The 21,017-nt window shown below is 37.8% G+C and carries 21 protein-coding genes; 7 read left to right on the plus strand and 14 right to left on the minus strand.

Annotated features, from left to right (window positions below; genetic code table 11):
* Positions 1–205: 205 nt before the first annotated feature.
* Entirely contained in the window at positions 206–2,236 is a 2,031-nt protein-coding gene (gene metG, locus SKC36_RS03195) for a methionine--tRNA ligase (protein WP_459464551.1), read from the minus strand.
* Between the two features lie 141 nt (positions 2,237–2,377).
* On the opposite strand from metG, the gene rpsU reads away from it, so the two are divergent.
* Entirely contained in the window at positions 2,378–2,572 is a 195-nt protein-coding gene (gene rpsU, locus SKC36_RS03200; protein WP_109323208.1) for a 30S ribosomal protein S21, read from the plus strand.
* A gap of 36 nt (positions 2,573–2,608) precedes the next feature.
* A complete protein-coding gene (locus SKC36_RS03205) occupies positions 2,609–3,487 on the plus strand; it encodes a tyrosine-type recombinase/integrase (protein ID WP_459464554.1) in 879 nt (292 codons plus the stop codon).
* Here the strand turns inward: SKC36_RS03205 and SKC36_RS03210 are convergent.
* The 6 genes from SKC36_RS03210 to SKC36_RS03235 all read right to left on the minus strand — a co-directional run bounded on the left by SKC36_RS03210 (position 3,484) and on the right by SKC36_RS03235 (position 9,636).
* Positions 3,484–4,419: a homoserine kinase gene (locus tag SKC36_RS03210; RefSeq protein ID WP_459453085.1), complete on the minus strand. Its 936-nt coding sequence runs from the start codon at positions 4,417–4,419 to the stop codon at positions 3,484–3,486. The genes SKC36_RS03205 and SKC36_RS03210 overlap by 4 nt on opposite strands.
* A gap of 9 nt (positions 4,420–4,428) precedes the next feature.
* A complete protein-coding gene (gene thrA, locus SKC36_RS03215; protein WP_459464556.1) occupies positions 4,429–6,882 on the minus strand; it encodes a bifunctional aspartate kinase/homoserine dehydrogenase I in 2,454 nt (817 codons plus the stop codon).
* Positions 6,883–6,947: 65 nt separating this feature from the next.
* A complete protein-coding gene (locus tag SKC36_RS03220) occupies positions 6,948–7,460 on the minus strand; it encodes a DUF421 domain-containing protein (protein WP_459453087.1) in 513 nt (170 codons plus the stop codon).
* Position 7,461: 1 nt separating this feature from the next.
* Positions 7,462–7,863, minus strand: coding sequence for an ExbD/TolR family protein (locus tag SKC36_RS03225; RefSeq protein WP_459453088.1), 402 nt, complete (start codon positions 7,861–7,863; stop codon positions 7,462–7,464).
* Between the two features lie 5 nt (positions 7,864–7,868).
* Entirely contained in the window at positions 7,869–8,615 is a 747-nt protein-coding gene (locus SKC36_RS03230) for a MotA/TolQ/ExbB proton channel family protein (RefSeq protein ID WP_109323214.1), read from the minus strand.
* A gap of 64 nt (positions 8,616–8,679) precedes the next feature.
* The gene (locus tag SKC36_RS03235) at positions 8,680–9,636 is read right to left on the minus strand and encodes a Ppx/GppA phosphatase family protein (RefSeq protein ID WP_459464558.1); all 957 of its coding nucleotides are present in this window, start codon (positions 9,634–9,636) and stop codon (positions 8,680–8,682) included.
* Between the two features lie 104 nt (positions 9,637–9,740).
* Here SKC36_RS03235 and SKC36_RS03240 point away from each other — a divergent pair, with 104 nt between their 5' ends.
* Together SKC36_RS03240 and SKC36_RS03245 are read left to right on the plus strand one after the other, a co-directional pair.
* A complete protein-coding gene (locus SKC36_RS03240) occupies positions 9,741–11,144 on the plus strand; it encodes a tetratricopeptide repeat protein (RefSeq protein ID WP_459453090.1) in 1,404 nt (467 codons plus the stop codon).
* Positions 11,145–11,243: 99 nt separating this feature from the next.
* Positions 11,244–14,099: a M16 family metallopeptidase gene (locus SKC36_RS03245; protein ID WP_459464560.1), complete on the plus strand. Its 2,856-nt coding sequence runs from the start codon at positions 11,244–11,246 to the stop codon at positions 14,097–14,099.
* 77 nt (positions 14,100–14,176) lie between these two features.
* Here SKC36_RS03245 and SKC36_RS03250 read toward each other — a convergent pair whose 3' ends face one another.
* From SKC36_RS03250 to sufC, 6 genes are read right to left on the minus strand one after another with little or no spacing between them, the layout of a single operon-like run.
* Positions 14,177–14,590: a BrxA/BrxB family bacilliredoxin gene (locus tag SKC36_RS03250; protein WP_166228622.1), complete on the minus strand. Its 414-nt coding sequence runs from the start codon at positions 14,588–14,590 to the stop codon at positions 14,177–14,179.
* A 34-nt stretch (positions 14,591–14,624) separates the two neighbouring features.
* The gene (locus SKC36_RS03255) at positions 14,625–14,963 is read right to left on the minus strand and encodes an iron-sulfur cluster assembly protein (RefSeq protein WP_459453092.1); all 339 of its coding nucleotides are present in this window, start codon (positions 14,961–14,963) and stop codon (positions 14,625–14,627) included.
* Between the two features lie 3 nt (positions 14,964–14,966).
* Positions 14,967–15,392, minus strand: coding sequence for a SufE family protein (locus SKC36_RS03260; protein ID WP_459453093.1), 426 nt, complete (start codon positions 15,390–15,392; stop codon positions 14,967–14,969).
* Between the two features lies 1 nt (position 15,393).
* Positions 15,394–16,614 carry an aminotransferase class V-fold PLP-dependent enzyme gene (locus SKC36_RS03265; protein WP_459453094.1) on the minus strand — a complete coding sequence of 407 codons (1,221 nt, stop codon included), beginning with the start codon at positions 16,612–16,614 and terminating at the stop codon, positions 15,394–15,396.
* A 4-nt stretch (positions 16,615–16,618) separates the two neighbouring features.
* Positions 16,619–17,893, minus strand: a complete 1,275-nt coding sequence (gene sufD, locus SKC36_RS03270) for a Fe-S cluster assembly protein SufD (protein WP_459464563.1) — start codon at positions 17,891–17,893, stop codon at positions 16,619–16,621.
* 3 nt (positions 17,894–17,896) lie between these two features.
* Entirely contained in the window at positions 17,897–18,649 is a 753-nt protein-coding gene (sufC, locus tag SKC36_RS03275) for a Fe-S cluster assembly ATPase SufC (RefSeq protein WP_459464565.1), read from the minus strand.
* Positions 18,650–18,794: 145 nt separating this feature from the next.
* Here sufC and SKC36_RS03280 point away from each other — a divergent pair, with 145 nt between their 5' ends.
* Positions 18,795–19,121, plus strand: coding sequence for a HesB/IscA family protein (locus SKC36_RS03280; RefSeq protein ID WP_459451814.1), 327 nt, complete (start codon positions 18,795–18,797; stop codon positions 19,119–19,121).
* Between the two features lie 6 nt (positions 19,122–19,127).
* Here SKC36_RS03280 and SKC36_RS03285 read toward each other — a convergent pair whose 3' ends face one another.
* Positions 19,128–19,739: a Maf family protein gene (locus SKC36_RS03285; protein WP_459453097.1), complete on the minus strand. Its 612-nt coding sequence runs from the start codon at positions 19,737–19,739 to the stop codon at positions 19,128–19,130.
* A 113-nt stretch (positions 19,740–19,852) separates the two neighbouring features.
* Between SKC36_RS03285 and SKC36_RS03290 the strand changes: the two genes are divergently transcribed.
* Together SKC36_RS03290 and SKC36_RS03295 are read left to right on the plus strand one after the other, a co-directional pair.
* Positions 19,853–20,302 carry a MarR family winged helix-turn-helix transcriptional regulator gene (locus tag SKC36_RS03290; protein ID WP_459453098.1) on the plus strand — a complete coding sequence of 150 codons (450 nt, stop codon included), beginning with the start codon at positions 19,853–19,855 and terminating at the stop codon, positions 20,300–20,302.
* A gap of 70 nt (positions 20,303–20,372) precedes the next feature.
* Positions 20,373–20,948, plus strand: a complete 576-nt coding sequence (locus SKC36_RS03295; protein ID WP_459453099.1) for a YceI family protein — start codon at positions 20,373–20,375, stop codon at positions 20,946–20,948.
* The last annotated feature ends 69 nt before the right edge of the window (positions 20,949–21,017 follow it).

A 21,017-nucleotide genomic window follows, 5' to 3' on the forward strand; every position in this document is an offset into this window, starting at 1 on the left:
GAGGTAATAAAAAAAGGTGTTGTTCATAACGACACCTTTTTTATTTAATCTAAATGATACAATAATTTTTTTTGCATTAATCTTATATTATTCTAAGAAATCCTATATATTTGTATAAATTTTCATAGTTAAATAGGTTTAGAGGTTAAATAAATAAGGCCAGAAGCATCTTCTGACCTTATTTTTATGCCCAAAATGGCCCTTTTTAACTCACTGAAGCACCATTCCAAATGCTGGAATCCGGTTCAATAAATGATAATTTTCCATCCTGCCCCTCTGCCATTAGAATCATCCCCTCACTTTCCAAGCCCATCATTTTTCGAGGAGCCAAGTTGGCCAAGAAGGTAACCTTTCTTCCAACTACTTGATCAACATTAAAATGTTCCGCAATTCCACTCAAAATAGTTCTTTGACGTAAACCATCATCAACCGTCAATTTGAGCAACTTCTTACTTTTCTCCATTTTTTCTGCCGCAATCACCTGACCAATTCGAATATCCATTTTGGCAAAACTCTCAAAATCGACGGTATCCTTAATCGGATTTGGCTGTTTTGATTGAAGTAACATCTGCTGTTTGCTTTGTTGCAACTTTTCTACTTGCTTTTGGATGACATCATCCTCTAATTTTTCGAACAATAAGCCCGGATTTTTCAAGCTAGTACCTACCGGAATACTCTCAAAATCACCCAAAAGTGCCCAATCAGCCTTCGCTATCCCTAAAGAATTGCGTAATTTTTGAGTTGTAAATGGTAAAAATGGCTCTAAGGCTATGCTGACATGAGAGACTAACTGTATGGCATAGTTTAAAACATGACCAGCCTTTTCAGGATTTTCTTTCATCAGCTTCCATGGTTCAGCCTCAGCTAAGTATTTATTACCTAACCTGGCAACTTCCATAGCGTATACCAAAGCATCTCTAAATTTATATCCTTCTAATGCTGCAGCTAATTTATCTGGAATTTCACTTAAGGATTTCTTGAGTTCAATTTCCAAAGGGCTATCCTCCAATTTAGTTGGGACCTTGGATTCGAAGTTTTTATCTAAAAGCACAAATGCTCGATTGACAAAATTGCCTAGAATAGCTACCAACTCAGAATTATTCTTGGTCTGAAAATCAGCCCAAGTGAAATCAGCATCTTTAGTTTCTGGGCTTGAGGCTGTTAAGGCATAACGCAAAACATCTTGCTTACCTGGAAATTCTTTTAAGTACTCATGCAACCAAACTGCCCAATTCCTAGAAGTCGAAATCTTATCACCCTCTAAATTCATGAATTCATTGGCAGGAACTTGATCAGCAAGTTGATAATCTCCATGTGCCATGCACATCGCAGGGAAAATCAAGCAATGAAATACAATATTATCCTTACCAATAAAATGAACAATCCTACTGTCCTTATCCTTCCAATATTTCTCCCAATCTGGCCTTAATTGGCTGGTCATGGAAATATAGCCGATCGGAGCGTCAAACCAGACATATAAAACCTTACCCTCGTTGCCCTCAATCGGCACGGGTACCCCCCAAGTTAAATCTCGAGTCATGGCACGCGGCTTTAATCCATCATTTAACCAAGATTTCACTTGGCCCGATACATTGGATTTCCACTCAGGATGCGAAGCCACGTATTTTTCTAATTCAGGTTGCCATTGATCTAAAGGCAAAAACCAGTTTTTGGTCGGACGTAAAGAAGGAGCAGAACCACTTAAGGTAGATTTTGGGTTGATTAATTCATTGGGAGATAATGTGGTACCACATTTTTCACATTGATCCCCATAGGCCCCCGGCTGGTGACAGCTAGGGCACTCCCCTACGATGTAGCGATCAGCAAGAAACTGACCCGCTTCTTCATCGTAAAATTGCTCTGTTACTTCTTCAATAAATTTACCCTCTTGGTATAATTTCAAAAAGAATTCTTGAGACAGTTTATGGTGCACAGGATCAGAAGTTCTTCCGTAGATATCAAAAGAAATCCCAAATTCCTCAAATGATTGTTTAATTTCTTTGTAGTAATAATCAACTACTTCTTGTGGAGTTTTTCCTTCTTTCTGAGCCTTGATGGTGATTGGTACCCCATGTTCATCCGTACCTGAAACAAAAATGACATCCTTATTTTGAAGTCGTAAAAAACGAACATAAATATCTGCAGGTAAGTAACATCCTGCCAAATGACCAATATGAATGGGCCCATTGGCATAAATTAACGCGGCAGTGACTGTAGTTCGTTTAAATTCTGACATATCTATAATTAAAATGAAATACAAATTTAGCTAAAAAACAGCATTTTGAACCCGAATAAATGTGTTAAAATCTTGAGCTAAGGTTTGCAAGTAAAAAAACAAAGAGTTATATTTGCGGACATTTTAAAAATCATTACGTACATGTTAATAATTTCAATCAAAGAAAACGAGTCAATAGACAAAGCATTAAAGCGATTCAAAAAGAAATTCGAGAAGACGGGTGTAGTTAAAGAATTGCGTAGAAGATCTGCTTTCGAAAAACCATCTATCGCTCGCCGTACTGAATTGATTCGTGCGTCTTACAAGCAAAAAACTTACGGGAATATCAATAACTAATTCCCCTAATTTCTAATAATTGACTACTTTCGAGTGATGAATTCGGACGTAGTCAATTTTTTTTTGGAACATTTATCGGTGGAGCGACGCTGCAGTGCGCACACCATCAAGTCCTATTCGACTGATTTAAAACAGTTTAGCCTCTTTCTTGAGGAACAAACTAATTCCCTTTCCTACACACAAGTAAATCCTGGAATTATTCGCCTTTGGCTGGTTGAATTGTCCGAAAAATCCATTGAAAATCGGAGTATTAATCGAAAATTAGCCAGCCTGAGAACCTTTTATAAATTTTTATTACAAAAAGGACTAATCCAAGAAAATCCACTTTTACCCATTAGAACCATTAAAACCAGAAAAAAGCTTCCTCAATTCTTGCGAGAGAGCGAGATGGCTGAGATTAAGCTAGTGGATGAAGGAGATCAAAATTTTGAATCACTCCGAGACCAGCTGATACTATTTTTATTATACGGAACCGGTATGCGCTTAGCTGAACTCATTTCATTACAAAAAAGTCATATCAACCTACTTCAGGCAACATTACGCGTATTAGGAAAAAGAAATAAAGAAAGAATTATTCCGATACCAGCCTTCCTATTACAACTCATAAAAAAATACTTACAAGTTTGTCCCTTTGAAAGTCCTTATTTGATTGTCGATAATAAAGGAAAAGAGGTTTATCCTATGTTTGTACAAAGGTTAGTTAAAAAGCAATTAGGGGAAATAAGTACCTTAGAGAAGCTATCTCCTCACGTACTAAGGCATACCTATGCGACACATTTATTGAACAATGGTGCTGATTTAAATGCCATTAAGGAGTTGTTAGGCCATGCTAACCTAGCGGCTACCCAGGTGTACACGCACAATTCCATGGAAAAAATCAAAGAGATCTACGCTCAAGCTCACCCCAAAGCCTAATTAGACAATATCATAGGGCCTTGTTGATTGATGGGTGAAACAAAAATATCAGAACCAATTCCCACTTCTGCAAACTGCCTTCTCATAGCCTCAGCTACTTGCTGAGCTACTTCCTCCCCTCTGGATAAGGCAAACAATGAGGGACCAGAACCGGAAATGGAACAACCTAATGCTCCAGATTGTAAGGCTGCTGCTTTTACTTCGGCAAATTGAGGAATTAAAATAGCGCGAGATGGCTCAATGATAACATCCACTAAAGATCTACCAATCAAGGCATAATCGGGTAACATTAATCCTGCTACCAAACCTGCCACATTCCCCATTTGGGTAATGGTAGTAGCTAATGAAATTTCTTTATCTAAAATACCGCGAGCGTCCTTGGTATTCACCTCAATATGTGGATGAACGATACTGGCATAAAGCTCTGAAGGAGTGGCTATCTGGATGATATCCAATGGATCATAACTTCGAATGATGATAAATCCACCCAATAAGCTAGGACCCACATTATCTGCATGAGCAGAACCACAGGCCACACGCTCCCCTTCCATAGCAAAAGGTAGTAATTCTTTCTGAGTCAATGGTTTACCCATTAATTCATTAGCTGCAAATACACCGGCAACAGCCGAAGCTGCCGAAGAACCAAGCCCCGAACCCAAAGGCATGTCTTTGTGCAAGGATAAATTAAACCCTTGGTCTTCTCGACCGATATGAGCCAAATATTTCTGAATGGCTATTCCAGCCGTATTTTTAGCAACGTCCAGCGGTAAGCGGCCGTCATCTCCGGTAATTTCAATGATACTAATCCCAGGTTCTGCTCTTTTTTCCAGGACAATTTCATCACCTGGACGATTAACCGCAAATCCGAAAATATCAAATCCACAAGCTACATTGGCAACAGTGGCAGGGGCATATACACGTATTTTTTCCATCTTTTGTGATTAGCTACCCATTGAAACGATATCGGCAAATACACCTGAGGCAGTTACCTCAGCACCTGCACCAGGCCCTTTGATTACCAAAGGTCTGTCATGGTACCTCTTAGTAGTAAAGGCAATCACATTATCCGCTCCATCCATTTGATAAAAAGGATGCTGAGCATCAATTTCCCGCAAACCTATGGTAATTTTTTGATTTTCAAGTGCGGCAATATAGCGTAATACATGACCTCTTTCCGAGGCCGAAGCTACCATTTGTTCAAAATAATCATTTGCTTTTTCAAGTTCTGCAAAGAACTCATCCACCGTGGCAGCTTGTTCGCAAGCCGGTGGAATAATTTTATCAATGGTGATATCCGAAAATTCTAATTTCAAACCGATTTCACGACTTAAAATCAAAATTTTACGAGCCACGTCCATCCCACTCAAATCTTCTCTAGGATCAGGTTCTGTGTAACCTTTGGCCTTGGCCTCTCTTAAAACCTCTGCAAAGGAACGTCCAGGTTTAAATTGATTGAATATAAAAGATAAGGTACCTGATAAAATTCCCTCTATTTTTTCGAAACGATCACCTGAAGCAATTAAACCCTGAAGTGTATTAATAACTGGCAAACCAGCCCCCACATTGGTCTCGTATAAGAATTTTACACCTTTCTCAAGGGCTGTTTGATGTAATTCCGCATATAATGGATAAGGTCCAGAATTGGCTACTTTATTAGGAGTAACTACCGAAATATTGGACTTAAACAAGCCTAAATAATGGTTATAAATCTGCTTATCTGCTGTACAATCAGCAAAAATGGAATTGGGAAGATTAAGATTCTTAATTTGATCTATGAAACTTGTTAGATCTTGGGATTTTCCATGTTTAGCTAAATGATCTAAGGCTGTTTTAACGTCTATTCCCTTTTCCTGAATCAATTGCTGTCTAGAATTAGCAATACCGACTAATTTGACCTTAAGTCCGCGGTATTTAGCCAAATAACGTTCTTGACCGGCCAATTGATCCAATAAAGTCTTTCCAATTAATCCAGTACCAACTAAAAACAAATGCAATGTTTTTAATTGGGAGAAGAAGAATGTTTCATGAATAACATTCAGCGCTTTGGATAAATCTTTCTGCTCTATGACCACAGAAATATTTAATTCCGATGATCCTTGGGCGGTTGCCACAATATTAATTCCATTTTTTCCTAAAACGGAAAATAATTTACCACTAACACCCGTATGCTTACGCATACCCTCCCCCACAACGGCAATGACAGAAAGATTGGATTGAATATCGATTCCTTCAATATCTCCCATCGCCATTTCTTGGGCAAACTCTACCTCCAAAATCTCTCTTACGCGATCAGCATTTTGAGGCTCAATGGCGAAACAAATGGAATGTTCTGAGGAAGCTTGAGAAATTAAAATAACCGATATTTTCTCTCTGGCTAAAACAGTAAATAATTTGGCAGATACCCCTGCTACCCCTATCATTCCTGAACCTTGTAAGTTGACTAAGGCAAGGGAATCAATGGAGCTAATACCTGTGATGATATATGGATTTGGCTTTTGTTCCTTACTTACAACCGTACCTTTGAAACCAAGATTAAAGGTATTTAATACACGAATGGGTATATTTTTAGCAAATGCAGGCTGCAATGAAGGCGGATAAATGACTTTTGCTCCAAAATGGGTCAGCTCCATAGCCTCAGCATAGCTGATGGAAGGAATGGTGAAAGCATTACTTACTTTTCTTGGATCAGCCGTCATCATGCCATCCACATCGGTCCAAATTTCTATTTCTTGAACAGCCAAGGCTGCACCGAGCACGGAAGCCGTATAATCAGATCCACCGCGCCCTAATGTAGTGGTTTCACCTTGAGAATTAGAGCCAATAAAACCGGTAATTAAACAGATTTCTTCGGCATGCTGTGAAAAATACGATTGAATTAATTGATTTGTTTGAATAAAATCAACCTCAGATTTCCCAAAGCTATCATTGGTTTTGATGAACAATCGGGCATCCACAAAAAGTACAGGAAGGCCTTTTTCTTTTAGTATGGCTGTGATTAAAGAGGTTGAAAGTCGCTCTCCAAAACTAACTAACAAATCAGAGGTCTTGGGGGAAATTTCTTTTACAAGGGCTATTCCTTTTAATACATCCCTTAATTCATTGACTAAGGTTCGAATATGAGCAATCACTTGTGACTGACCTTTCAAAGGAATGAAGTGTTTGATTACTTCAAAATGCCTAGTTTCAATGGTTTCAATTAATTGCAAATAAGGTTCTTTACCTTGAGATGCCAATTTACCTGCCTCCAACAACGAGTTGGTAACTCCGCTCATTGCGGAAAATACCACGGCAAACTGTTTAGATGATTTCCAATTGGATTCAATGACGGTTAAGACGGACTGGATACTCTCTACGCTCCCACAACTTGTCCCTCCGAATTTTAAAATTTTTTCCATTAAGTATGAAGAGAAAAATGATACTTACCTCTACAAACAGGCAAGAATTCGACAAATATACGAGATTAGGCTGTATTATTCCCTATAATCCGGTGCCCACCTCGTCTCCTTTTGGATATTTTTCGATAGTTTTCAGAAAGAACTGAAATATTTCCATCTACTTCAAAAACGGCTAAATCTACATCAGCTAATTTTTCAACACCATGCTCACGGATGGCGGCTTCTAATTCTTCTAGGGTCAGGCTGGCTTCTCTGAGGCCAGCAGGCTTTAAAACCCCTTGATAAATTAATAAGATAGGTTCTCCATCGATGGCTTTTGACCAAAATTTATTGGAAGTTATTATCTTTTTAAATAAAAAATTCATTAAAAATAGTGACAAAGCGGCAACTAAACCGCCCACCAAACTAGCGTCTTCGCCTACCATGGCGGTTTGTACAGAATTTGAAATAAGGAGAATAAATACTACGTCTACGACAGATAATTGGGCAAATTCACGTTTCCCAAAAAGACGAATAGCCGCCACGATGAATACGTAGACGGCTATTGATTTAAGGGCGATAAGTACATAGCCCTCCATATTATTTTTTCTTTTCTGCTGCCATCACCATCGATAGGTTTAATTTGGCGGCTAAATCATAGACATTAGTTAATTCTTGAACCGTTTGGTTGCGGTCCATGCGTACGATTAAAGTGGCTGCTTTTTTTGCAGATACTGCTTCGGTTAAAGCTAGTTCTAAATTGGCAAAATCCACTGGATTATCATCAATAGAGTAATTTCGATTTTCATCCACAGTCAAGCGAACCACTTCATTTGCTGGTGTAGGTGCTGGCTTCGCTGTTTCTGGCAGCAATAACTTGATAGCATCTGGAGAGGCTAAGGTGGAAATCATTAGAAAGAACATCAACAAAAAGAATAGAATATCTGCTAATGCGCCTGTTTCTACTTCCGAGGCTTCCCTATTTCGTTTTCTAAAATTCATACCTCTTAAACTTTATTAGCTGGCTTATGAAGGATATCCAAGAAATCAATGGCCGTAATTTCCATTTTATTAATGGTGCGATCAATCATCGTCATTAATAAAGTGTATAACACGTAGGCAATAATACCTACAATCAAACCAGAGGCCGATGTAACCATTTTTTCATAAATACCCCCAGCAATGGTGGAGATATCAATTTTATTAGAAATGGAGATATTATGAAAGGTACGAATCATACCCGTTACTGTACCTAAGAAACCAAACATGGGGGCAATTCGAGCAATCGCACTCAAAATACCTAAATTCTTTTCCATATTGTAAATTTCCACTTTCGCCTTATTTTCAATGGCTGTTTCAATATCACGAATGGGAGAACCTAAACGACTTAAACCTTTCTCTAACAATTTAGCGATAGGATATTGCGATGTTTTGCAATAGGTAATCGCGCCTTGAACATTACCATTCACCAACATATCATTGATGGTATGCAGGAAATTCTCATCCAATTTGGCGGTTTTGCGAATGTATAAATAGCGCTCAATGAATAAAAATACTGCTCCAGCAAATAAGAAACCGATGGGATACATCACATACCCTCCTTTTCCTAATAAATCTAGCACAGAAAACTCTTCCACTACTTTGGTAGCTTGTTGTACGGGCTGAGCATTAACAATGGAATCGGAAACTGCAGCAGACACTGAATCGAGAGTCGAACCTGCTTGAAGTAGAATGGAAGCTAGCGATAAAGCCATAAAAGATTAGTCTTAAATAAGGTTTACAATTGTTTACAAGTTTACGATTTTTTTTTCAAAATCTCTATTCCTTTTTATCGGCTTGAGATTGCAGAAAAAACCAATATCCTTCTTTGAGGCTAAACGTCGAAATCCACATTTCAGGTATATGGTATCGATGTAAAACTTGATAAATTAAGGCATTGGCATAAGGAAAGATGCTGGCACGAAACATTTTCATGCCGGGTAAATTTACCCTTTCACCATAAGGTATTCTATCTATCAAGGCCTTATTTTTAAGAAAATATGGGATCGATAAAGGATAAGCATAGGGAGTTAATTTCTGGAATTCCAAGTTGGTAACCCTCTCTAAATCACCAATGGTCTCAAATGCTCCAGCTGCTCCAATCAAAACTTCCGGCTGATGAGCTTGACAAAGTTGATCGAGTGGTACCAAAGCCTTTTGAATGTAATCGACCAATGATTCATTAAAACTTTGATCATATTCACCATTCAAATGAAATAAGGATTGTAGTTGCAATCCACCTATTTCCAAACTCAATTTTCCGAGTACCTGATTCGCTTTAAATAAAATAAATTCGACACTTCCTCCACCGATATCCATTACGAGACTTGTGGCGTTCCAAGGCTGCGGTAAGGATGACTGAATACCCTGGTAGATTAATTCCGCCTCACGTATTCCTGAAATAATTTCTACTTGAATACCTAATTCTTGTTGAATTTTTTTAACTAATTCAGGTGTATTTTCCGCCCTTCTTAAAATACTTGTACCCAATGCAACAATCTGATGGTCAGTACATTGAAATGAATTAGCTATTTGCTTAAACTCGATTAAAGTTTGAATAGCCCTATCCATTGCCTCATCTTGCAACACATTGGATTTCATGGCACCTTTGCCCAAGGAAACAGGTCTTTGTTCATGAGCTAGAATGTGCATGGAGCCATCAGATTCTCGCTTTTGTGCAATCAATAATTGGAAGGTATTTGTACCTAAGTCGATAATCGCACGAGGCTTCATCATTATTTCTATTTTGGAACAAAATTAATCCCAAATGAGGTTAAAGTCCTGAATTATTTTCTTTATTTTAGAGGAAACGTTCGCTTCCTCCATCTCAACAAATATTTATGCTGGATCCAAACTATGATGAAAACAAAGAAGATTTGCAATCTTCTGTTCAGCGTTTCGAAAAAATGATTTATCAGCATGAAAATTCATTTTTTGATGTAGAGACTTTAGAACAAATTGCCGAGCACTATTTTCTTCAAGCTAAATTTGAAGAGGCTTTAAAAGCTTGTGATTTAGGATTGACGCATTTCCCATATACCCTCGAATTAATTTCCTTGAAAGCGCAGATTTTAGGCGACATGCAAAAGCCGGAAGAAGGCATGGAATTGATTGAGAATGCTATTTTACTTTTCCCTACTGATTTAGAAATCATGTTGGTAAAAGGCTCTTTGTTGAGCCAAATGCAGCAATATGAGGCAGCTGTAGAAGTATTTTTAGTGGCCTTAGAATTAGCTGAAGAAAAAGACGAAGTCTATTTCCGCTTAGGATTAACCTATCATGCTTGGTCCAAACCTCGAGAGGCGGTAGATATGTTCAAAAAGGCATTGGAGGTAAATCCTGAGAATGAAAATGCCTTGGTTGAACTAGCTAATTCTTTAGACGATATTGGAAAAATCGAAGAAAGTATCCCCTATTACAAACAATTCATTGATGAGGATCCATTTTCGTATACGGCCTGGTACAATTTAGGAATTGCTTATTCTAAGCTCAAGCAATATGAAAAAGCGATTGATTCATATGAGTATTCACTAGCCATTGAGCCTACGTTTGGATCATCTTTGTTCAACTTGGGAAATACCCATATGAACCTTCAAGATTATGTATTGGCGGAGGAAAATTACCGTCAGTGTCTCAAATACGATGAACCCAATCCCGAATTATATTGCTGTTTAGGAGCAAGTCTAGAAAGGCAAAAGAAATTTAATGAGGCTATTGAATATTATAAAGAGGCTGTTAAAATAGACCCTTTGTGGGATGAAGGATATTATGGCTTGGCAGTATGTTTAACAGAATTAGACAAATGGTTCGAGGCCCTTCATTTTCTAAAAAAATCCCTCAAACTAAATGAAACGAATCCACTTTATTGGACTGGATTAGCCGATGTAGAAGCCTATTTAGGCAATACTCTTTCTGCGGATGAGGCCTATCAAAAATCCATAGAACTCGATTCATTTTTTGCTCCTACGTGGATTAAATGGGCTCAATTGCATTTTGAATTAGAAGATTATGAAAAATCGGCGGATATCATGTTATCTGCCATTGATGAATTACCCGAAGAAGCAGAATTATATTACAGATCTGCCGTTTATCTTATTAAAGCAGGCCAATTTAAAGATGCCTTTCACTTTTTAGAATCTGGATTACTTTTGGATTATGACAAGCATGAAGTCATTTTTGAGTTTTTCCCCAATTTAGAAACACAAAAGGCCATATTTAAGTTAATTCAACAATATAAGAAATAACCTTACATGTAGTTTAAAAACCATTGGTAACTAATTGCTAGAAATTTCCTTTGATTTTCAGCATTTTCAAGTCGAATTATTCCCCAACCCTAATTTTTTATGAAAAAAACAATCCTCATTGCACTATTGTTTGTTACTGGAATCAGTGGCATTCAAGCTCAACAAAAATCAAAAACAAGTGGAGTTAGCCCAAAAACAAGTAGCTCTGCGGCAAAAACAAGTACATTAAGTATTCCGGAAAAAATCACTTCTGCGGAGGGAATTACGGAGTATCGTTTAGGAAATGGTTTAAAAGTTTTATTATTTCCTGACCCATCCAAGCAAACCATTACGGTAAACATCACGTATTTAGTAGGTTCTCGCCATGAAGGCTACGGTGAAACAGGAATGTCTCACCTATTGGAACATATGGTGTTTAAAGGAACTAAAGAGAAACATAAAGATGTAGCCAAAGAGATTACTGATCATGGTGCTCAGTTTAATGGAACTACCTGGTTAGATCGTACAAATTACTTCGAGACATTTGCGGCTACAGATGAAAACCTGGACTGGGCCTTGGATATGGAGGCAGACCGTATGATTAACTCAAGAATTGCTAAAAGTGAGTTAGAAACCGAAATGACTGTGGTTCGTAATGAGTTTGAAATGGGAGAAAATGACCCAAGCTCAGTATTAAGTGATCGAATTGTATCAACGGCTTTTTTATGGCATAATTATGGTAATTCAACCATTGGAGCACGATCAGATATTGAAAAAGTGCCAATTGAGAATTTACAAGCCTATTATAAGAAATATTACCAACCAGATAATGCGGTATTATTAGTGGCTGGTAAATTTGATCCTGTTAAAACTTTGAATTTAATAAATCAAAAATTTGGTGTCATCCCTAAACCAGAAAGAGTTTTAACCAAAACATTCACGGCAGAACCAACTCAAGATGGAGAGCGTCATGTTACCCTTCGTCGAGTAGGAGATGTACAAGCTGTGGGTGTTGCTTACCATATTCCCTCTGGCTTACATCCTGATTACATTGCTTGCGATGTCTTTGCCGCCTTATTAACTGATGCGCCATCAGGCCGATTGTACAAGGCATTGATCGATACGAAAAAGGCTGCTTCTCAATATGGTTATAGCTTCCAATTAAAAGAACCTGGTTTGGTGTATTTTGGGGCTGAAGTACCGAAGGAAAAATCAGCTGATTCAGTTCGTAATATCATTTTAGAGACTATTGAGCAATTTGCCAAAACTCCTCCTACCCAAGCAGATGTTGATCGAATCAAGATGAAAAACATCAAAAACGTAGAGTTATTATTAAATAATGCGCAGCGTGTAGGTGTAGGTTTATCGGAATACATCGCCCAAGGTGATTGGCGTTTATTATTTCACACGAGAAACTTAATTGAAAAAGTTACTGCAGAAGATGTTCAGCGAGTAGCACAAAAATACTTTAAGGCATCTAATCGTACTTCAGGAATCTTCTATCCAACAGAAAAGCCTGATCGCGCTGAAATCCCTGAGGCAAAAGAAGCTGAGGAAATACTTAAAGATTTCAAAGGAAGAGCGGCCGTTGCTGAAGGTGAGGCATTTGATCCATCTCCAAGCAATATTGATTCAAGAACTAAAAAAGAGACAATTGGATCTGTTAAGGTAGCATTGTTGGCTAAGAAAACGAGAGGTAGCTCCGTTTATGCTCGTATGACTTTGAGATTTGGTGATGAGAAATCACTTTTAGGAACTGCAACTGCTGCTGATTTAGCGGCTGATATGTTGACCAAGGGAACTGCGAAACATACTCGTCAACAATTTCAAGATGAATTGGACAAATTAAAGGCAAGGGTTTCTATTAGTGGAAGTGCTACTCAAGCTAACGTATCCATTGAAACTACTCGTGAAAATTTAGTTCCTGCACTTAAATTAGTAGCTGAAGCATTAAAAACCCCAGTCTTCCCAGCAGAAGAATTTGAGAAATTAAAACAAGAAAATTTAACTCAAATAGATGCTCAAAAAAGTGATCCACAAGCCAAGGCTATTGAGGCTTTAAATCAAGTTAGAACAGGACATTACGCGAAAAATGATGTTCGTTACAGCCCAACCTTAGCTGAACAAACGGCTCTTTATAGCGCTGCCAAATTAGAAGATGCCGTATCGTTCTATAAAAACTTTTACGGAGCTAGTTCAGCTACATTTTCAGCAGTAGGAGATTTTGATGAAAACGAAGTAAAAGAACTCATTAAAACAGAATTTTCTAATTGGAAATCACCTAAACCTTACACTAGAATTCCTGAAATTGTAGCAGATGTAAAACCGGTGATTAAATCCATTGAAACTCCAGATAAAGCGAATGCCTTTTTCGTGGCTTATCAACCTTTAAAAATTTCAGATACAGACCCAGATTATGCGGCAATGGAAATCAGTAATTACATTTTGGGAGGAAGTCCAGGATTAGCCAATCGTTTAATGGGAAGAATTCGTCAAAAGGAAGGATTATCCTATGGTGTGGGTTCTCAGTTTAGTGCCCATCCGATAGACAAAGCTGGTAGTTTCCTGACTTATGCCATTTATGCTCCTGAGAATTTAGCCAAATTAGAAGCTGCATTTAAAGAGGAGATTGAAAAAGTATTAAAAGACGGATACACAGAAAAGGAAATTGAGGAAGCAAAAAAATCTTGGCTACAGGCTAGACAAGTGGCTCGTTCTCAAGACAATTCTCTAAGTGGTACATTGAACAGCAATTTATATTTAAATCGTAGTTTGAAATTCTCGGAGGAGTTGGATAAAAAAGTCAATGCTTTAACCTCTGACCAAATTTTACAAGCCACTCGTAAGACTTTGGATTTGCTTAAAATGTCTTTAATCAAAGCGGGAGATTACGAAGGGGCAGCCAAGAAAAAAGCTGCCAAAGCTGAAAATGCACCTAACAACACTGGTGCAGTAGGCGGCGCTCCTAAGCCCTAACAGGCCCAGTCCCATAGCCCTAGCACTGCTAGGGCTATAAAAAAGCTCAAGCAGTGCTTGAGCTCTAAAAAAAAGTACTAGCAGAACTCCTCAAAAACACCTTCTAAGTGCGCTGAAATCAATTCAGCAGAACGACCTTCAATGTGATGACGCTCCACAAAGTGAACCAATTCACCATCTTTGAATAAGGCGATTGAAGGAGAAGATGGAGGATATGGCAAAGTATATTCTCTTGCTTTCTGTGTAGCTTCTTGATCTACCCCAGCAAAAACAGTTACTAATGTATCTGGTTTTTTACTAGATGCTGCTACTGCCTCTTTTACACCTGGACGAGCGGTACGAGCAGAACAACCGCAAACCGAATTAATAAACAATAAGGTTGTACCTGGTTTAGCCAATACTTCTTCTACTTCAGAGGCTTGTTTCAACTCTTGAAATCCACCTTCTACGATATCCATCCTCATAGGATGTACTAAATGTTCTGGATACATATTAATTCTATTTAAATTTAAATGGGTTAATCAATTACATAAAGCCAAGTTCTAATTTGGCTACTTCTGACATCATATCTTGAGAATATGGAGGATCAAAAGTTAATTCTACGGATACTTCGGCTACTCCTTCAATTTCCCGAATGGCTTTTTCAATATCAACGGGAATACTTTCAGCTGAAGGACAAGATGGAGAGGTTAAAGTCATCAGTACATAGACATTATTTACTGGGAATATTTTGATTTCATATATTAATCCCAATTCATATACATCCACGGGAATTTCTGGATCGTATACTGTTTTAATGGCCTTAACAACCTTTTCCTTTAAATCTGCCTCAGTTAGCACTGAACTTGGTGTCGTGTTTTCCATATCTTAAGCTTTTGAAGAATAGGCAAGTGCATAATTTTTCATTTGTTTCACCATAGATAATAATCCATTGGATCTTGTCTGAGCTAAATGCTGACTCATTCCTATACGGTCAATGAAGTACAAGTCGGCCTGCATAATTTCAGAGGGAGAATGTCCAGAGAGAACTCGTATGAGCATACTAATTAATCCCTTAACAATAACCGCCTCAGAATCTGCTTGAAAAATCAATTTTCCATCTTCCATGAAAGCATGAAGCCATACTCTGCTTTGACATCCTTTGATGACATTATCCTCCGTCTTATACTCATCTGACATACCTGGTAATTTCTTACCTAAATCAATCAAATATTCATATTTGTCAGCCCAGTCTTCAAAAAGGCCAAATTCTTCAATCAATTCGTCTTGTGTATCGTTTATACTAGATGCCATATTATAATAACATTGTTATGACTCGTTTCAAACATGTAACAAATCGATCAATTTCCTCCTTGGTATTGTAGAACGAGAATGAGGCTCTACAAGTTCCCGGTATATTAAATCGCTGCATCAAGGGTTGCGCACAATGATGACCTGTTCGAATGGCAATACCAAATTTGTCTAATAAAACCCCAATATCTTGAGGATGAGTACCTTCAATAAGGAAACTAATTACTGCAATTTTATTGGGCGCTGTTCCAATGATTTTTAAACCATCAATTTGACTTAATTGTTCTGTGGCATAGCGTAATAGTTCATTTTCTTGTGCTTCTACCCAACCTTTTTCTAGTGAATTTAAATAATCAAAAGAGGCAGCGAAGGCTATAACATCTGCAATATTAGGTGTTCCAGCTTCAAATTTATAAGGTAATTCATTGTAGGTGGTTCCAGAGAAACTAACTTCCTTGATCATTTCTCCTCCACCTTGATAAGGAGGCATGGCCTCTAAAAGCTCACGTTTACCATAAAGTACCCCAACCCCAGTAGGTCCAAATAATTTATGTGCAGAAAAAACGAAAAAGTCCATACCATAACGCTGGACATCCATTTCCATGTGAGCCACAGATTGAGCTCCATCAATTAATATTTTAGCACCATGAGCATGTGCTAAATCAATCATTTCTTGAATTGGATTAATGGTGCCAATGGCATTTGAAACATGATTGACAGCCACTAATTTAACTGAGTAATCCTTCAAAAGCTGGCGATAAGCTTCTAAATCTAACACGCCCGAGTCTAGGACAGGAATTACCAGTACTTCTGCTCCTTTTTCTTGGGCAATCATTTGCCAAGGAACGATATTCGAATGATGCTCTAAATTGGAAACTAAAATTTTGTCCCCCTCCTGAAAATTTGCCCTCCCAAAAGTTTGGGCAACTAAATTAATCCCGGCTGTAGTTCCCGAAGTAAAAATAATTTGATCTGAAGAAGCTGCATTCAAAAAGGATTGAATCTTCTTACGTGTCAATTCATAAGCAGCAGTCGCCCTTTCAGCTAAGGCATGAATACCACGATGAATATTGGCATTATCCTGGGTATAGTAGTGATTCAGAGCCTCCAGCACAGCTTTTGGTTTTTGAGTCGTAGCCGCGTTATCGAAATAGATCAATGGAGAACCATTGACTTGTTGGTCTAAAACAGGGAAATCTAAACGAATTTGCTCCAAGTTGGTCATGATTCTAATTTGACAAATCGACAGACTGTTGAATTTTGGACACTATCTTTTCAGTTAGTAGTTCTCTCATTTCTGGATGTTCTACTTTATTGATTACCTCTTGGACAAAAGCCAATAACAATAAAGTTCTGGCGGCAGGTAATGAAATACCACGGGAACGCATGTAAAACAACGCTTCCTCATTTAGCTGGCCAGTGGTAGTTCCATGAGAACATTTCACATCATCTGCCCAAATTTCTAATTGAGGCTTAGTGTTCATGGTTGCCCTTGTAGAGGCAAGCACATTACGACAAGACTGAAAAGCATTGGTTTTTTGTGCATCTTGGCGAACAAAAATCTTACCATTAAAAACGCCTGTGGCATTTCCCATCAACACCCCTTTGTATAACTCATTGGATTCTGAATGCGGCATACGGTGATCTACGACGGTATGGGAATCCATTAATTGGTTCTCCCCCGGAACATACAAACCGTTCAAATTCGAGACTACTTGTGGTCCCTCTATGTAAAAGTGTAAATTATTACGAATCAAAGAAGCATTTAATGAAAAAGTAAATGTATCGACCTGACTACCCTCTGCTTGATAAATAAAAGTATGATCTACATGGCTTACACCAGGTTGAAAATCTTGCTCTTTTAAATAGGTAAATTGGGCCCCTTTTTCTACAAAAATTTCTTGTACAAAATTGGATAAAATATCACCTGAACCCGTAGAAGATTGTTGCTCTATGAAAGTAGCCTTTGCCCCTTCTTCCAAATAAATTAACCACCTAGCTTGTACGGCGGATGCGTTTTCTGAAGCAGCAACTTGATATTGGTGAAGAATTGCCTTAGTAACTTCTGTATCCTTCTTAATCCATAACACCATGTGTTGGGGATTAAGGGCCACATTTAAATCAAACAATGAATTTTGCTCCAATAATGGGTTTTTCTTGGACCAAGTTGATTCGAATTGAGGGCATTTTTGAAGGAATTCTTCAAAACTTAATAGGGCAAAACCTTCCTGAATTCTTGATTTATCCCAAGATACATAGCCATTGGATGTTTGTAAAACAAAATCAGCCCAATCTAGCGAAGAAAATAAGGTAAAATTAGCCTTTGGAGACCAATTTCGAGCTATACCATTAAAGTCCTTCAAGGATGTGTATTTCCACTCCTCCCATTTGGAAGTAGGAAATCCTTTCGAAATGAACTCTTGTAAAGCTTTACCTTGTACCGATTCAAGACCTAGATTTTGAGCAATCTCTTGTAATGAATTATTTAACTCAGCTGTTAACATATCTTATTGATCTACTTCCGATTTAATCCAATCGTAACCTCTTTCTTCTAATTCTAAAGCCAATTCTTTCGTTCCTGACTTCACGATTCTACCTTTATATAAAACATGCACATAGTCTGGAACAATATAATCCAATAAACGTTGGTAGTGAGTAACCACAATTGTAGCGTTATCCGGGCCTTTCAATTTATTTACACCCTCTGCCACAATACGTAAGGCGTCAATATCCAATCCAGAATCTGTCTCATCCAAAATTGCTAATTTAGGATCTAGGACTGCCATTTGGAATATTTCATTACGTTTCTTCTCTCCTCCTGAGAAACCTTCATTTAACGCTCGGCTCAAAAGTGATTGATCGATATTCACATAGGCCATTTTCTCTTTGAACATTTTTAAAAACTGCACAGCGTCCATCGGATCCTCGCCACGGTACTTACGAATTTCGTTTACGGCCGACTTAAGAAAATTGGTAGTTGAAACCCCTGGAATCTCTACAGGATATTGAAAAGCCAAGAAAATTCCTTCGGCAGCTCTTTCTTCTGGAGCCAATTCCAATAAATCTTTACCTAGAAACTGCACTGATCCGGCAGTGACTTCATAATCTTCTCTACCCGCCAAAACGGAGGCCAAAGTAGATTTCCCCGAACCATTCGGACCCATGATGGCATGTACCTCACCAGCTTTTACTTCTAAATCTATTCCTCTTAAAATTTCTTTTTCTCCAATAGAAGCATGTAAATTTTTAATTGACAGCATAATGTTTGTATTTGATTCTTGCTTTGAATTACAAAATTATAACCTATACCTTGGAAAAACCATAGCTTATTTAGATTCACTCTAAACAATAGCAATAATTCTCCATTTTTTTTATAATTTTGTATCAAATTCAAAATTCATCACCATGATAACTATTTCAGATTTAGCAGCCGATCGTATTAAAGAGTTAAGATCTAAAGAAGGTTTAACAGAAGAATACAATATTCGCGTGGCCGTAGAGGGCGGAGGATGTTCTGGTTTAATGTATCAATTGGATTTTGCTGCTGAGCCACAAAGTACCGACATGATTTTTGAAGATAAAGGCGTGAAGGTCATGGTCGACAAGAAATCGATCCTTTACTTAGCTGGAACAGAATTGGATTTCTCGGATGGTTTAAATGGAAAAGGTTTTCAATTTAAAAATCCAAACGCATCTCGTACCTGCGGTTGCGGAGAAAGTTTTTCTATTTAAATACCATCAAAAGCTTAGCATCGACTGACGGCCTTCTAAAATATATGGCTGCATCAATTGATATACCCTATGAATGGGCAAACCCATCACGGTGTAGAAAGAGCCTTCTAGACGACTAATTCCCACCATTCCAATGAAATCTTGTACTCCATAAGCACCAGCTTTGTCGAGGGAAGATCCACCTTTGACATACCAGTCAATCTCCCAATCCAATAATTCTCTAAAAGTAACTATGGCTCGATCTACTTGGGTAAAAACACCCTGTGGGCCAACCAATGAAATTCCAGTAAATACTTCATGGTCTTTACCCGAGAGTTGCATTAACATTTCCCTAGCTTCTTGTTTATTGGCAGGTTTATTCAATATCTTATTATCGACCACCACAATGGTATCTGCTGCCAGAATTAACTGATTCGGGCACGACGCTGCTAATACCATGGCTTTCTTTTCAGCTAAAATTCCAGGCACCTCTCCTATGGACCAGCTGGTATCAATGGATTCATCGATATCAGCAGGTAACACGGTAAAATCAAAACCAGCCTGGGTTAAAATCTCCTTTCTTCTGGGTGAGTTCGACGCTAAAATAAGAGGATATTGAAGAGATAGTGTGCTTGACATGTTTCAAAAATACATGATTTTGATTCATTCAGGCCTATTTTGAAAAAAAATATTTAAAAACATTTGTATTTAATGTAATTACATTTAATTTTGCAACATCAATTTATACTGATATGGGAATTTCACACGAATTACAACAAAGTACTTTTGCCTCAGAGGAGGCCAAAGCCATTGTCAATGTGATTTTTACAGGAAACTGGGTGGCCTACCAACAACAAGAATTATTGAAACCCTATGATCTCACCATGCAGCAGTACAATGTACTTCGGATTTTGAGAGGTCAAAACGGGAAACCCATGACTGTTCTGGCCATCATAGAGCGAATGATGGATCGTACTTCCAATGCTTCTCGCTTAGTTGATAAATTGGTAGAAAAAAAATGGGTATTAAGAAGAGAATGTCCCAATGACCGCAGAGCAGTGGATGTGCTCATTCTACCTGAAGGTTTAGCTCTACTTCAACAACTAGATGAGGTTCAAAATCAATGGGTTAAGCGATTTAACCACATGAGTCAAGAAGATTTAATCAAACTGAATGAACTTTTGGACCATTTTAGAAATTAATAGCACCATACATTTCATCAACAAATTATATTTTTTAATTCAATTACAACCCTTTTAAAATTAAACAAAAATGAAAAAAGTAAGCTTTATTCTTTCCGCCTTAGCCTTCATGGCTTTTACTCAAACAAGTATTGCTGCGCCAAGCACAAGTCCAGTATCAACTAAAGCTAGTAGCATTGTTTGGAATGCAAAAAAAGTAACTGGTGAGCACACAGGTACTATTGGCATTTCTGCTGGTAAATTAGTAGTTAACAAAAACCAAATTACGGGTGGTAATTTTACCATCGACATGAAATCGATTGTATGTAAGGATATCACTGATCCAGAATACAACAAGAAATTTGTAAGTCACATTACTTCTGGTGACTTCTTTGAAATCGAAAAATTTCCAACAGCTCAGTTTGTAATCACTAAGGTTGCAGGAAACCAAGTAAGTGGAAATTTAACCATCAAAGGAATCACAAAAGCTATCAGCTTTCCGGCACAAATTAGCCAAAACAATGGCAAAATGATTGCCAAAGCAAACATCACAATTGACCGTACGGATTACAACATCAAATATGGTTCAAAGAAATTTTTCGAATCTATCGGAGACAAAGCCATCTTTGATGATTTCACATTAGCCGTGACATTAGTATCTGAATAAAACAATTAATAAGCTAAGCCTGTTACGGGTTTAGCTTATTTCATATTTTGTACCCTAATAAAAACTAAA

The organism is Aquirufa sp. OSTEICH-129A, from assembly GCF_054558355.1.